This window comes from Paraburkholderia bengalensis (assembly GCF_037126505.1).
GTDB lineage: Bacteria > Pseudomonadota > Gammaproteobacteria > Burkholderiales > Burkholderiaceae > Paraburkholderia > Paraburkholderia bengalensis.
On sequence record NZ_JACFYJ010000016.1, the window covers coordinates 68,103 to 81,604 of the forward strand.

13 protein-coding genes are annotated in these 13,502 nt (G+C 64.1%); 6 read left to right on the top strand and 7 right to left on the bottom strand.

Translation table 11 applies throughout. The features are described 5' to 3' along the window. Positions 1 to 7: 7 nt before the first annotated feature. The 4 genes from H3V53_RS12590 to H3V53_RS12605 all read right to left on the bottom strand — a co-directional run bounded on the left by H3V53_RS12590 (position 8) and on the right by H3V53_RS12605 (position 5,821). A complete protein-coding gene (locus H3V53_RS12590) occupies positions 8 to 2,020 on the bottom strand; it encodes an acetyl/propionyl/methylcrotonyl-CoA carboxylase subunit alpha (RefSeq protein ID WP_336598186.1) in 2,013 nt (670 codons plus the stop codon). An 86-nt stretch (positions 2,021 to 2,106) separates the two neighbouring features. Continuing rightward, positions 2,107 to 2,892 carry an enoyl-CoA hydratase/isomerase family protein gene (locus tag H3V53_RS12595; protein ID WP_336598187.1) on the bottom strand — a complete coding sequence of 262 codons (786 nt, stop codon included), beginning with the start codon at positions 2,890 to 2,892 and terminating at the stop codon, positions 2,107 to 2,109. Positions 2,893 to 2,920: 28 nt separating this feature from the next. Continuing rightward, entirely contained in the window at positions 2,921 to 4,528 is a 1,608-nt protein-coding gene (locus H3V53_RS12600) for a carboxyl transferase domain-containing protein (RefSeq protein WP_336598188.1), read from the bottom strand. Between the two features lie 111 nt (positions 4,529 to 4,639). Next, positions 4,640 to 5,821, bottom strand: a complete 1,182-nt coding sequence (locus tag H3V53_RS12605) for an isovaleryl-CoA dehydrogenase (protein ID WP_336598189.1) — start codon at positions 5,819 to 5,821, stop codon at positions 4,640 to 4,642. A 295-nt stretch (positions 5,822 to 6,116) separates the two neighbouring features. On the opposite strand from H3V53_RS12605, the gene H3V53_RS12610 reads away from it, so the two are divergent. The 3 genes from H3V53_RS12610 to H3V53_RS12620 all read left to right on the top strand — a co-directional run bounded on the left by H3V53_RS12610 (position 6,117) and on the right by H3V53_RS12620 (position 7,628). Then, positions 6,117 to 6,893: a TetR/AcrR family transcriptional regulator gene (locus tag H3V53_RS12610; protein ID WP_336598190.1), complete on the top strand. Its 777-nt coding sequence runs from the start codon at positions 6,117 to 6,119 to the stop codon at positions 6,891 to 6,893. Between the two features lie 127 nt (positions 6,894 to 7,020). Next, positions 7,021 to 7,176, top strand: a complete 156-nt coding sequence (locus H3V53_RS12615; protein ID WP_336598191.1) for a hypothetical protein — start codon at positions 7,021 to 7,023, stop codon at positions 7,174 to 7,176. Positions 7,177 to 7,262: 86 nt separating this feature from the next. Then, positions 7,263 to 7,628 carry a PRC-barrel domain-containing protein gene (locus H3V53_RS12620; protein ID WP_054920871.1) on the top strand — a complete coding sequence of 122 codons (366 nt, stop codon included), beginning with the start codon at positions 7,263 to 7,265 and terminating at the stop codon, positions 7,626 to 7,628. A gap of 365 nt (positions 7,629 to 7,993) precedes the next feature. Here H3V53_RS12620 and H3V53_RS12625 read toward each other — a convergent pair whose 3' ends face one another. Then, complete coding sequence (locus H3V53_RS12625) at positions 7,994 to 8,575, bottom strand: glycine zipper family protein (RefSeq protein WP_419539480.1); 582 nt, start codon at positions 8,573 to 8,575, stop codon at positions 7,994 to 7,996. 209 nt (positions 8,576 to 8,784) lie between these two features. Here H3V53_RS12625 and H3V53_RS12630 point away from each other — a divergent pair, with 209 nt between their 5' ends. After that, on the top strand, positions 8,785 to 9,318 hold the full coding sequence (locus H3V53_RS12630; RefSeq protein WP_336598192.1) for a MarR family winged helix-turn-helix transcriptional regulator: 534 nt from the start codon (positions 8,785 to 8,787) through the stop codon (positions 9,316 to 9,318). After that, positions 9,315 to 10,532 carry an MFS transporter gene (locus H3V53_RS12635; RefSeq protein WP_336598193.1) on the top strand — a complete coding sequence of 406 codons (1,218 nt, stop codon included), beginning with the start codon at positions 9,315 to 9,317 and terminating at the stop codon, positions 10,530 to 10,532. Before H3V53_RS12630 ends, H3V53_RS12635 begins: the two co-directional genes overlap by 4 nt. A 28-nt stretch (positions 10,533 to 10,560) precedes the next feature. Here the strand turns inward: H3V53_RS12635 and H3V53_RS12640 are convergent, their stop codons facing one another. After that, the gene (locus H3V53_RS12640) at positions 10,561 to 12,054 is read right to left on the bottom strand and encodes an aldehyde dehydrogenase (RefSeq protein WP_336598194.1); all 1,494 of its coding nucleotides are present in this window, start codon (positions 12,052 to 12,054) and stop codon (positions 10,561 to 10,563) included. Positions 12,055 to 12,154: 100 nt separating this feature from the next. Continuing rightward, positions 12,155 to 12,706, bottom strand: coding sequence for a cupin domain-containing protein (locus H3V53_RS12645; protein ID WP_336598195.1), 552 nt, complete (start codon positions 12,704 to 12,706; stop codon positions 12,155 to 12,157). Between the two features lie 421 nt (positions 12,707 to 13,127). On the opposite strand from H3V53_RS12645, the gene H3V53_RS12650 reads away from it, so the two are divergent. Next, a complete protein-coding gene (locus tag H3V53_RS12650) occupies positions 13,128 to 13,352 on the top strand; it encodes a hypothetical protein (protein ID WP_336598196.1) in 225 nt (74 codons plus the stop codon). The last annotated feature ends 150 nt before the right edge of the window (positions 13,353 to 13,502 follow it).

Consider the following 13,502-nt stretch of genomic DNA (forward strand, 5'->3'; position numbering starts at 1 on the left):
TCGCGCCTTATTCGACCTCGAGCACCAGCAGCTGCGCGCCGTCCGCGACCTGGTCGCCGACGGCATACAGCACCTCCGCCACCTTGCCCGCTGCGGGCGCGCCAATCGTGTGCTCCATCTTCATCGCTTCCATCACGATCAGCGGCTGCCCCTTCTCCACGACGGCGCCCTGTTCGACCAGCACCGCGATCACCTTGCCCGGCATCGGCGCGGTGAGACGCCCTTCGCCGTGCTCGGCGTCGGCGGCGTGCGCGAGCAGGTTCTGCCACTCGAATGCGAGCGCTTCGCCGCGGCAAAAGACATGGAACGTATCGCCGTCGATGAAGACGCGGCCCGTCACGTGCTGGTCGCCGATGATTGCGCCGTATTCATGTTCGCCCGCGCCGCGCCACCATTTGAACGGCGCCGCGTGACCGTCGTGCGTGAGCGTTTGCGCGTCGCCGTCGCGCGAGAAAACCACTGCAAATGCAGCGTCTTTCTCGACGTCGCGCCAGTTGAGCGTCTGCGTATAGCCGCTGTTCAGACGCCAGTGCGACAGCGCGTCCCACGGCGACGCGCCATGCGCGACACCGCCTTCGCGCGTCAGCAGCGCGCCGCACGCGAGCGCCAGCGCCTCGCGAAATGGCTTCTTCGCAGGCGCGAACAGCGCTTCGTGATGACGCTCGATCAGCCCCGTATCGAGATCGCCCGTCGTGAACGGCACACTCGCGACGATGCGTTGCAGGAACTCGACGTTCGTATGCGGCCCGACCACTTCGAAGCCGCGCAGCGCGTGCGCCATGCGCTTTAACGCTTCGTCGCGGCTCGCGCCGTAGACGATCAGCTTCGCGATCATCGGATCATAGAACGGCGTGATCGTGTCGCCTTCGCGCACGCCGCTGTCGATACGCACGGCTGCGCGCTCGCCGCCCACGCCCAGCGCGAACTCGACACCTGCCGGCATGCGCAGATGCTTGAGCGTGCCCGTCGACGGCAAAAAGCCGCGCGCCGGATGCTCGGCGTAGATGCGCGCTTCGATTGCGTGACCGTCGATGCGCAGTTGATCCTGCGCGAGCGGCAGCGGCTCGCCCGACGCCACGCGCAACTGCCATTCGACGAGATCGAGCCCCGTCACCATTTCCGTCACAGGATGCTCGACCTGCACGCGCGTGTTCATTTCGATGAAGTAGAACTCGCCGTCGGCCGTCATGATGAACTCGACGGTGCCCGCGCCGACGTAGTTCACCGCGCGGGCCGCGGCCACGGCCGCTTCGCCCATCGCGCGCCGCACCTGCGGCTGCAGGCCCGGCGCAGGTGCTTCTTCCAGCACCTTCTGATGGCGCCGCTGCACCGAGCAGTCGCGATCGAACAGATAGACGGCGCCGCCGTGCTTGTCGGCGAACACCTGCACTTCGACGTGACGCGGCCGCGTCAGGTACTTTTCGATCAGTACGCGGTCGTTGCCGAAGCTGCTGGCCGCTTCGCGCTTGCATGACGCGAGCGCGGCGGGAAAGTCTTCCGTGCGCTCGACCACGCGCATGCCCTTGCCGCCGCCGCCCGCGCTCGCCTTCAGCAGCACGGGATAGCCGATCTCATCGGCCTGGCGATGCAGCAGGTCCGCGTTCTGGTCGTCGCCGTGATAGCCCGGCACGAGCGGCACGGCCGCCGAGTGCATCAACGCCTTCGCCGCCGCCTTCGAACCCATCGCCGCAATCGCTTCGACGGGCGGCCCGATGAACGCAATGCCCGCTTTCTCGCAAGCGTGCGCGAAGTCCTCGTTCTCCGACAAAAAGCCGTAGCCGGGATGCACAGCCTGCGCGCCCGTTGCGAGCGCCGCCTCGACGATGCGTTCGACGCGCAGATAGCTCTGCGCCGCCGTCGACCCGCCGATATGCACGGCCTCGTCGCACGCGGCGACGTGCTTCGCGTTCGCGTCGGCGTCGGAGTAGACCGCAACGCTCGTGATGCCGAGCCGCTTGCAGGTTGCGGCGACGCGGCACGCAATTTCGCCCCGGTTCGCAATCAGGATCTTGTTGAACATGAGGTGTCTCAGTCAGAAGTTGTTCTATGCGTGGCCGCCTTGAAGCGCACTTGCGGGCGCACTTGCGGGCGCACTTGCGGGCGCATTCAGCCGCGCCACGAAGGCGAGCGTTTGTCGAGGAACGATGCAACGCCTTCGCGTCCTTCGGCGCCCGCCCGAACCTGCGCGATGCGCGCCGCCGTGTCTTCAATCAGCGCCGCATTCAGTTCGCGGCCCGCGATGTCCTGCACGAGCCGCTTGCAGGCCTTCACGGCTTGCGGACCGTTCGCGCATAACGTGGCCGCGATCTGCTGGACGGTTTCGTCGAGCTTGTCGGCGCTCACGCATTCGGCGACGAAGCCGAGCCGATACGCCGTCGCGCAGTCGAACTGCTCGGCTGTCGTGAAGTAGCGGCGCGATGCCTGTTCGCCGAGCGCGCGGATCACGTACGGCGCGATCGTCGCCGGAATCAGGCCGAGGCGCGCCTCAGACAGGCAGAACTTCGCCGAGTCCACTGCAACGACGATATCGCACGCCGATAACAGACCCATGCCGCCCGCGTACGCGTCGCCGTTCACGCGCGCGATCACCGGCTTGTTGCAGCGATAGATCGATAACAGCATGTTGGCGAGCTGCATCGCGTCGGCGCGGTTCTCGTCGTCCGAGTAACCGGCCATCTTCTTCATCCAGTTCAGGTCCGCGCCCGCGCAGAATGCCTTGCCGTTCGCCGCGAGCACGACGGCGCGCACGTCGTCGCGATCGTTCAGCGCATTGAACGCCGACGTGAGTTCCGCGATCATCGCTTCGTTAAACGCGTTGCGCACGTCGGGGCGATTCAGCGTGACTGTCGCAACGGCATTGTGAAACGCGACGGTGAGGTTCTCGTATTGCATGATCGAAGCTCCTTTCGCTGTTCTCGCGTTACATGCGGAACACGCCGAAGCGCGTGTCTTCGATCGGCGCATTCATCGCCGCCGACAAACCGAGACCGAGCACGTCGCGCGTTTGCGCGGGGTCGATCACGCCGTCGTCCCACAAGCGCGCGCTTGCGTAGTACGGATGGCCCTGATGCTCGTATTGCTCGCGGATCGGCTGCTTGAACGCCTCTTCCTGCTCCGCCGACCACGTGCCGCCTTTCGCTTCGATGCCGTCGCGCTTCACCGTCGCCAGCACCGACGCCGCCTGCTCACCGCCCATCACGGAGATGCGCGCGTTCGGCCACATCCACAGGAAGCGCGGCGAGTAGGCGCGGCCGCACATGCCGTAATTGCCGGCGCCGAACGAACCGCCGATGATCACCGTGAACTTCGGCACTTTCGCGGTTGCGACGGCCGTCACCATCTTCGCGCCATTACGCGCGATGCCTTCGTTCTCGTACTTGCGGCCCACCATGAAGCCCGTGATGTTCTGCAGGAACACGAGGGGAATCTTGCGCTGCGCGCACAGTTCGATGAAGTGCGCGCCCTTCAACGCCGACTCGGAAAACAGAATGCCGTTGTTCGCGACGATCCCGACCGGGTGCCCCCAGATGTGCGCGAAGCCGCACACGAGCGTCGTGCCGTAACGCGCCTTGAATTCGTCGAAGGCGGAATCGTCGACGATGCGCGCGATCACTTCGCGGATATCGAACGGCTTGCGCGTATCGACGGGAATCACGCCGTAGATGCTCTTCACGTCGTAGCGCGGCGGCTTCGGTTCCTGCATCGTCACGGGCACGTCCTTGCGCCGGTTCAGATTGCCGACGATGCTGCGCGCAATGGCGAGCGCATGCGGATCGTTCTGCGCAAGATGATCGGCGACACCCGACAGACGCGTGTGCACATCGCCGCCGCCGAGATCTTCGGCGCTGACTTCCTCGCCCGTCGCCGCTTTGACGAGAGGCGGACCGCCCAGGAAGATCGTGCCCTGGTTCTTGACGATGATCGACTCGTCGCTCATTGCGGGCACATATGCGCCGCCCGCCGTGCACGAGCCCATCACGACGGCGATCTGCGGAATGCCTTGCGCCGACAGGTTCGCCTGGTTATAGAAGATGCGGCCGAAGTGATCGCGGTCAGGGAACACGTCGTCCTGATTCGGCAGATTCGCGCCGCCCGAGTCGACGAGATACACGCACGGCAAGCGGTTTTCCGCGGCAATTTCCTGCGCGCGCACGTGCTTCTTCACCGTCACGGGATAGTACGTGCCGCCCTTCACAGTGGCATCGTTGCAGACGATCACGCACTCCTGGCCCGCAATGCGCCCGATGCCCGTGATGACGCCCGCGCCGGGCGCATCGTCGTGATACATGCCGAACGCCGCGAGTTGCGACAGCTCGAGAAACGGCGTGCCCGGATCGAGCAGTTGCGCGATGCGATCGCGCGGCAGCAGCTTGCCGCGCGACACGTGCTTGTCGCGCGCGGCGGGGCCGCCGCCTAGCGCGAGCTTGCTGATCTTCGCCTTCAGGTCTTCGACGAGCGCTTCGAGCGCGGCTGCGTTCGCGCGGAAATCGTCGGAACGGGGATTCAGTTTCGATTCGATGATCGGCATGTTGGTGTTCTCGATCGCGTGTCGGCGACAGGAGGCGCTTGAGCGCATGACTCCCGCCCCATCGCATGCGCTTGGAGTGGCACGGTAGCGCTTACTCCAACCCCATGGCTCTTACATCGTTTCCGCGAACAGCTCGCGGCCAATCAGCATGCGGCGGATTTCGCTCGTACCCGCGCCAATTTCATAGAGCTTCGCGTCGCGCCACAGACGGCCGACGGGATACTCGTTGATGTAACCATTGCCGCCCAGGATCTGGATCGCCTCGCCGGCCATCCACGTGGCCTTCTCTGCCGTGTAGAGGATGACGCCCGCGCAGTCCTTGCGCACCTGACGCACGTGCGCGGTGCCGAGCGTATCGAGCTGACGGCCGACCGCGTACAGATACGCGCGGCACGCCTGCAATGTGGTGTACAGATCCGCGACCTTGCCCTGGATCAGCTGGAATTCGCCGATCGACTGGCCGAACTGCTTGCGGTCGTGGATGTACGGCACGACGGCGTCCATCACGGCCAGCATGATGCCCGTCGGGCCGCCCGCGAGCACGGCGCGCTCGTAGTCGAGGCCGCTCATCAGCACCTTCACGCCGCCGTTCAGTTCGCCGAGGATGTTCTCTTCGGGCACCTCCACGTTCTCGAACACCAGTTCGCCCGTATGCGAGCCGCGCATGCCGAGCTTGTCGAGCTTCTGCGCCACCGAAAAGCCCTTCATGCCCTTCTCGACGATGAACGCCGTAATGCCGCGCGGACCCGCTTCGATATCCGTCTTCGCGTAGACGACGAGCGTGTCGCAATCCGGGCCGTTCGTGATCCACATCTTCGTGCCGTTCAGCACGTAGCGATCGCCCTTTTTCTCCGCGCGCAGCTTCATGCTGACCACGTCCGAGCCGGCGTTCGGCTCGCTCATCGCCAGCGCGCCGACGTGCTCGCCCGACACCAGCTTCGGCAGATATTTTTCTTTCTGCGCGGCCGTGCCGTTGCGGTGAATCTGGTTCACGCACAGGTTCGAATGCGCGCCATACGACAGCCCCACCGACGCCGACGCGCGCGAGATCTCCTCCATCGCGACCATGTGCGCCGTGTAGCCCATGTTTGCGCCGCCGTATTCCTCGGAAACCGTCATGCCGAGCACGCCCAGATCGCCGAACTTTTTCCACAGGTCCATCGGAAATTGATCCGTGCGGTCGATCTCGCCCGCACGCGGCGCGATCTCTTTCGCCGCAAACGACGCGACGCTATCGCGCAGCATCTCGATCTCTTCACCAAGCGGGAACTGCAAACCGGGCAAGTTGCTCATGTGTGTCTCCAGGCGTTCTTTGCGGAGGGCCGCGATCGCCACCAGGCGCCGCGCCGCGTCAATCGATTGTTCTGAGCCGCGCTCAGGCGGTTCGCCGGCCGCACAGGGCGTCTTCATTCGACAGACACCCGCGCACGGCAGCACAGAGCGCATTTCACTCCAGATTTACGTAAGCGTCAACCGGTATTTTTGAGTATCACTCAACACTGGTAAGCGCACGCTGAACGGCCGCGCGTCGTGGTAGTATCGGCCGAAACGGGGGCCTTTTCCTCCGAAATCTGAACTGGACTCATATATGATGGGCGTAGCAAGAGCCGAGGCGCCGGGATCGCGCCGCCAGCCGGCGGGACGCAAGTCGCAGCAACGCGTGAAGGAAATCCTCCAGGCGGGCCGCGACGTCTTTTCTGAAAAGGGCTACGAGCGCGCGACGACAGCGGAGATCGCGCAGCGTCTCGGCATTTCGGAAGCGACGGTGTTTAGCTACTTTCGCGGCAAACGCGAACTGTGCGCGCGCGTGATCGGCGACTGGTATGACGAAATCATCGAAGCGATCGAATCGGGCCTGCCGCGCGACGGCAGCATCCGCCAGCAGTTCGCTTTCATCGTGCGGACGCACTTGCGGCTGATGCTCGTCAACGGCACGGGCTTGTGCGCGCTGGTACTGTCGGAAGGCCGCACCCGGCAGCACGAACTCAGCGAGGAACTGACGGGCCTGCAGCGCCGCTACACGGCGCCGCTGATGCGCGTGCTGTCGCAGGGGCAGCAGACGGGCCAGATCCGCTCGGACATGCCGCTGCGCCTGTTGCGCTCGCTCGTGTTCGGCCCGATGGAGCACGTGCTGTGGGACGCCGCGCTCGGCAATCGCCGCACCGACATCGATGCGACGGCTGACCGCCTGATCGACGTGCTGTGGTCCGCGCTGCAGCCGCCCGATGCGTCCCTCTCCGCGCTCGTGCAGTTTCGCCAGGAGGTGGGCGAAGCCGCACGCCGGCTCGCCGAAGCGGAGGCCACACAAAAGCGCGCAGCGGCGCAGGCTGCGCCGCGTCTCGCCACGCAGGGCGATGAAACCTGAACCGGCCTGAAAAACGCGTCTGAAGAATGCGTCAGCAGACGCGCCTCATCACGTAGCCAGGCGGCCGGCCGGGTGCGCAACTTGCTGGTCAACTCTTGTGAGCAACTCAACCCACGGAGGACCGGCCATGTCGACCACGCCCAACGAAGGCGAGAACCCGATCCGCCCTGACCAGTCGGACGTCGTGCAAACCGATTTGCCCGATGTCGGACCGTCGCAGGACCCGGACGCACCCCCGCTCGATCCCGATGTCGATCCCGACCGCGACGACGTCAAGCCCTGAGTCCGCGACCGCCTCGCCAGCATAAGCACTCAATGACAGGGAGGACCATCGTGCAACACGTATTCAACCGGACGTGCCGGCTCGGCATGGCGGGCGTGCTGGCCGCGCTCGTCTCGACGGCGGCGCTCGCGCAAGGCGCGCCGCAATCGATCACCGAGCGCCACACGCAAGTCATGCAGACGGGCAGCGGCTTTCGCGCGTCGAAGCTCGCGGGCGCGAGCGTGTATAACCGCGACAAGGACAAGATCGGCGTGATCGACGACCTGGTCGTCTCGCCGTCCGATCACACCGCGTTCGCGATTCTGTCGGTAGGCGGCTTTCTCGGCATGGGCAGACACTACGTCGCCGTGCCGTTCGGCGATCTGCAGATCAACAGCAAGCAGGTGACGATGCCCGATGCGACGAAGTCGTCGCTGGAAGCGTTGCCCGAGTTCAAGTACGCGCCCGACTGAAGTTTTCGACTGAAGTCTTCGCGTGCGCGGATGCGCTGCCTCGCCAGTCTGGCTGGCGAGGCAGCGCATTCATTCGTCCATCATCGCGGGAATGCCGCCAACGAGCGCATCGATCGCGCAGCGCGGTTTGGACGCCAATTAGCGCGTGTGCGGCCATAACACGTTGATGTGACAGGGCAGCGTCAGCGTATCGCTGTTCGCGGCGGCGAGCTTTCTGGCGTTCGGCGCAATGGCCGGGCGCCAGCCGCCCGGCGAGCCAGGCCGCCAGGCACATGCGACGGCATGTGCGCAATCCGTGGAGTGACACAAAAAAGCGTGAGCGCGATTGACGCGCCCACGCTTTGCAGCATCCGACAGCGTGCGGATCAGTAATAAGGATATGGCGAGTAGACGACGCCCGGCGGCCCGTAGTAGTAAGGGCGCGGTGCGTAGTAGACGGGCGGCGGCGAATAGTAAGCGGGCACGGCCGGTTGCGAAATGGTATTGCCCTTGGACGTCATGCACTGCGCGTAGGCCGCGTCGTAGCGCCCTTGCAAGCCGTAGGCGGAATACGACGCGCCGTTCGCGCCCGTCGCGCCGCCGATCAGCAAGCCGCTGCCCGCGCCGATGGCCGCGCCTGCGCCCGGATTGCCCGCCGCCGCGCCGAACAATGCGCCGATGGCCGCGCCGCCCAGCGTGCCGACGGCCGCGCTGCCCACGGCGCTGTTGGTGGCCTGTTGCGACGCCGCGTTCGGGTCCGTGCTGCGGTACGCATAGTTCCGGCACGCGTAGTCGTCCTGCTGGAACTGCTCGAGCGGCTCGCCCTTACGCGGCAGCGCGACCACGCTTGGCCCGGAGGGCGGCGCAACGGCACAACCGCCCAATGCGAGTAAAACCCCGACAACGAGCGCCGGTGCTGCGACTCTTTTCGCGATCTCAATCTTGTTCATCTTTGTCGACCTGCTCATGAGTAAATCCAATGTCCAACAGAAGAACAATAGTCGAATTGGCTGAGTCATGAGTTACGAAACGGTTACTGGATATTTCCATGCAAATCTGTAAAAGGCACCACCACGGCGCAACAAAGGACTAAAACGGCCGGCCGGATCGACCTTGAAATTCACCGCAGATATGTGCATCATGCACATATGCAGAGTGCACATATCGAGGCGTCCTGATGACTCGCCGCACGGAAAATCTGCTCGGCGTGCTCGCCCTTCTGGTGACCGACGAGCTGAATGCACAGCCCACCATTCCCGCCCTCGCCGGCCCCACGGCGCGCGCCATGTTGAATGCGATCGGCCAGTATCCCAACTCGTCGATCGAATTGCTGCGCGATGCCGTCGATCTCTCGCATCCTGCTGCCGTGCGAGCGGTGGCGGGCCTCGTCGATGCGGGCCTCGTCGAGAAGAACGCGGGCAGCGACAGGCGTTCCGTGGCGCTGGCGCTCACTGCCGCCGGACGCCGCGAAGCGAGCCGCCTGCGCACGGCGCGCGGACGGATGCTCGAGCGCATCGTCGCAAGACTCGACGACGACGAACGCGATGTCTTCGAACAGCTGCTGATCAAGATACTGTGGAACGAAACGCGCGACGCGCCGCACGCCATGCAGTTGTGCCGCTACTGCGACGACAAGGCGTGCCTGAAAGCGGGCTGTCCCGTCGAGTGTCGCGAACAAGGTCTGCCGATACCGGACGGGAGCGCGTCGTGAACACGTGTGCCATCGCTGCGCCCGTGCGTTGGCGCGCGGTGGCCGCGCTGACGGCCGTGTCGACGCTCGCGCAAATCGGTCAGTTCGGCATCGGCTTCATCGTCCTTCCTGTGTGGCTCGCGCATCAGGGGCTCGATGCGCCGCGCGCGGGGCTGTTCGCAGCGGCACAATGGGCCGGCATGTTCTCAGGGCTGCTGGTCACGCCGCGCCTGGTGGAACGGCTCGACGCGCAGCTGACCGTGACGCTCGGGCTCGCCAGTTCGCTGATCGCGTATGCAATGTTGAGCGCGCCTGCGTGGATCGCGCGGCCTGCGTGGCCAATGTGGCTGCTGCCGGGCGCGCTGATGGGCTTCGGCATCGGTCTGCGCTGGATCGCCAACGAGACCTGGCTCTACAGTCTCGTGCCCGCAGAGAAAAGCGGCAAAGTAGTCGGCGTTCACGAGACGTTGATCGCGTCGGCGGGCGTGCTGGCGCCATCGGTTGCCACGGTGTGGGGCGCGAGCGGCATGCTGATGTTCGCGTTGGGGTCGCTGCTGACGCTCGCAGCGGCTGTTCCGTTGTGGCTCACGCGCTCGACATCGCGGCAGCGCATATCGACGCCGTGCAGCGCGCGTCGTGTCGCGCGAGTCGAATTCGGCCCGACCGTATGCCTCGGCCTCGTGACGATCGCAGCCGGCGGGCTAGGCGATGGCGCGCTGTATGGACTCTTCCCGCTCTTCGCCGACAGCCGCGGACTCACGGCCGCGCAAACCACCATGACGCTCGCATGCTTCGGCATCGGCGGCGCGGTGTTGCAGTTTCCGGTAGGCTGGCTCGCCGACCGCTTCCGTCTCGCCCCAACGGTGATCGGCTGCGCGATCGTGAGCACGGCGGCGATCGTTCTGTTTGCGTTCGCGCCGCCCGCGTCATTCGCGTCGATGGTCGCTGCGCTCGTACTCGGCGGAATGAACAGCGCGTACATCACGCTCGGCATGTACGCGGCCGCCTGCAGCGACAAGCCGGCGATCACGCGCAACATGCGCGTGCTGTCGCTCGCGTTTACCGCGTGCTCGATGGCGGGCCCGCTGTTCGCCGGCCCGGCGATGAAAGCGCTCGGCAACGAGCTGCTGATGTGGCAACTGGCCATCATCAGCGGCGCACTCGCGATCTACACACTCGGCATGCGCGAGGGACATCGCCAGGCGCGGCGCGCGCTTTCGGCTTCTTCATCGTAAGCAGGCGCGCGCCTTCCCCTTTTGCGCGTTAGCGCAATCGCACCAGCGTCGACTTCAACTGGGTGTACTTCTCCAATGCATGCAGCGACTTGTCGCGGCCATTGCCCGATTGCCTGTATCCGCCGAACGGGAAGTTCATGTCGCCGCCTTCGTCGTAGCAGTTGACCCACACCGTGCCCGCACGCAAACGTCGCGACACCTCATGCGCCGTCGTCAGGTTGGCGGTCCATACGGCAGCAGCGAGGCCGTAGTCGCTGTCATTGGCGATCTGTACCGCTTCGTCGATCGTGTCGAATGTGATCACCGATAACACCGGCCCGAAGATCTCTTCACGCGCGATCTTCGCATCGTGCTTCGGCACATCGAACACGGTCGGCTCGATGTAGAAGCCGCCGCTTTCGTTCTGCACGCGCGAGCCGCCGTGCACCAGCTTCGCCTCTGCGCGCCCCGCCTCAATATAGCCGAGCACGCGATCGAGTTGCACCTGATCGACGATCGCGCCCATCGAGGTCTTCGGGTCTAGCGGATTGCCCGGCGCATAGCTGCGCGCAGCCGCGACGAGCTTGTCGAGAAACACGTCCTTGATATCGCGATGCACGAGCAAGCGCGAACCCGCCGTGCACATCTCGCCCATGTTGTAGAAGATCGCGCCCGCCGCCGTCTTTGCCGCGCGATCGAGGTCCGGGCAATCGGGCAGCACGATGTTCGGCGACTTGCCGCCCAGTTCCAGCCATACGCGCTTCAGATTCGACTGCCCCGCGTATTGCATGATCAGCTTGCCCACATTGGTCGAACCCGTGAATGCAAGGCAATCCACGTCGTGATGCAGCGCGAGCAGCTTGCCCGGCTCGCTGCCGCCCGGCACGACATTGAATACGCCCGCGGGAATGCCCGCTTCGAGCGCGAGCTGCGCGACGCGGATTGCCGTCAGCGGCGATTTCTCCGAAGGCTTCAGCACGACGCTGTTGCCTGCCGCGAGCGCGGGACCGAATTTCCACGACGCCATCAGGATTGGAAAATTCCACGGCACGACCGCTGCAACCACTCCAATCGGCTCGCGCGTTACGAGACCGACGAGGTGATGATCGGCAGGCGCCACTTCGCCGCCGACCTTGTCGATCGCTTCAGCGAACCATTCGACGCAATACGCCGCGCCCGGCACGTCGACAGTCGTCGTGTCGCTAATCGGCTTGCCGGCATCGAGCGTTTCTAGCAATGCGAGTTCGTCGAGATGCTCGCGTATCAGCGCGGCCCACTTCAGCAGCGTCGCCTTGCGCTGGCGCGGATTGCGCGCTGCCCACACGCCCTGTTCGAATGCGCGGCGCGCTGCTTTTACAGCCGCATTCACATCGGCTTCGCCGCAATCGGCGATCTTCGCGAGTACTTCTCCGTCGCCGGGACTGACGCAATCGAATCTGCGCCCGCTTTCAGCCGGGCGGTATTCGCCGTCGATAAATGCACGGCCTTCGATTGAGAGTGTTGCTGCTTTTTCCTGCCAGTAAGCCAATGTCGCCTTGTCCATCAGGATGCCTCAATGTTATGCGTGCAACGCGGCGCATGCGGGCTGCGTGCAATCCGATACGGCGTTGAACGCGTTGACGCGCAGCGGCGTGCGAGAAAACCTAGAAGGTGGGCGGCGAATTGGCCGACACGACTTCACACACCTGTTGCGCGCTGGGATTGCGAAAACGATGCGGTAAGCGGCTTTCGAAGTAATAGCTGTCGCCGCGGTCGAGCAGCCACGTCGTGCCGTCGACGGTCAGTTCCAGTTGACCGCTGACCACCACGCCGCCCTCGTGCCCCGCATGCTGCAGCATTTCCGGGCCCGTATCCGCGAGCGGCTGATACACCTCGCGCATGATGCCCATATTGCGGTCTTTGACGCTCGCCCCCGCCAGATAGAACTCGATCTGCTCGTTGCCGAGATTCGGCATCTCCGCGCGGCGCGAAACGACCGTGCGGTCCGCCTCGACTTCAAATGTGAAGAATTCAGCGAGGCTCATCGGAATGCATTCGAGCAGTTTCTTCAATGAGCCGACGGAAGGACTCACGCGGTTCTGTTCGATCAGCGAGATCGTGCCGTTTGTCACGCCCGCGCGTTTGGCCAGCTCGCGTTGCGAGAGACCGTGCTTTTTGCGGATGTATTGCAGGCGGGTGGCGACTTCAATGGACATCGATGGACTCACTAAGACGGAAAAGAACAGCGTCGAAAACACCGCGTTCGAATAGCACGCGCGTGTGTTGAATATTCTAATCACTTTAAATCGCCGGCTTCTGGGGAAAACCCTGAAAGCGATACGAAATTTGTACGCATTTACGGCCGTCGATGTGTACTTTAATCGGCATAGATAGCTCAGGGTAAGCCCTCATCGAAGAAACGTAAAAAGACTTTGACGGCGTTTTTGACTCGTATATCCTGATCTACAGGTTGATGTTTCCAGCTGCGTTTTGTCCATCTGTGGGCTTTAATGATCGCCGTGCGAGGACAAAAACATGCTTGTCGAACGACAACCTGCCGTCCTGTTTCTTTAAACGGTCATTGCGTTTTTTAGAGCGGGGCGTTCAAAACTTTCAACGTGCCAGTCGAGTGTAATCGTGAGAGTCCGAGGCCCTTTGGTTAGGTGGGATCGTAGTCAGTTCGCGAGGTGTCTTCGCGCTGACGGCGCCATCGCCGACGGCAGCAACGGCAGGCTTGCGTTTCGCCGCTTTCTGTCCGTCTTCACGATCCTGTCTCGTCGTTCCGTCCGCCGTCACAACTCCATTTCAGCGCGTGCGTTCATCGCGGTTCATACCGACGAAGTCGCATCGCTCTTGCCCTAGCGCCTCTCCAATCGCTGTCCGGCCCGTTTGCGGGCCAGTGCTTCGCGCGCTTCATCCCGCCGCGTGCGCAGTTGCGCTCGTCCCTACGCCGGACGTGCGCCGCTGCGCGCCTGCGAGTGAACGCAGCGGAGCCAATGGCACGGCTTATCT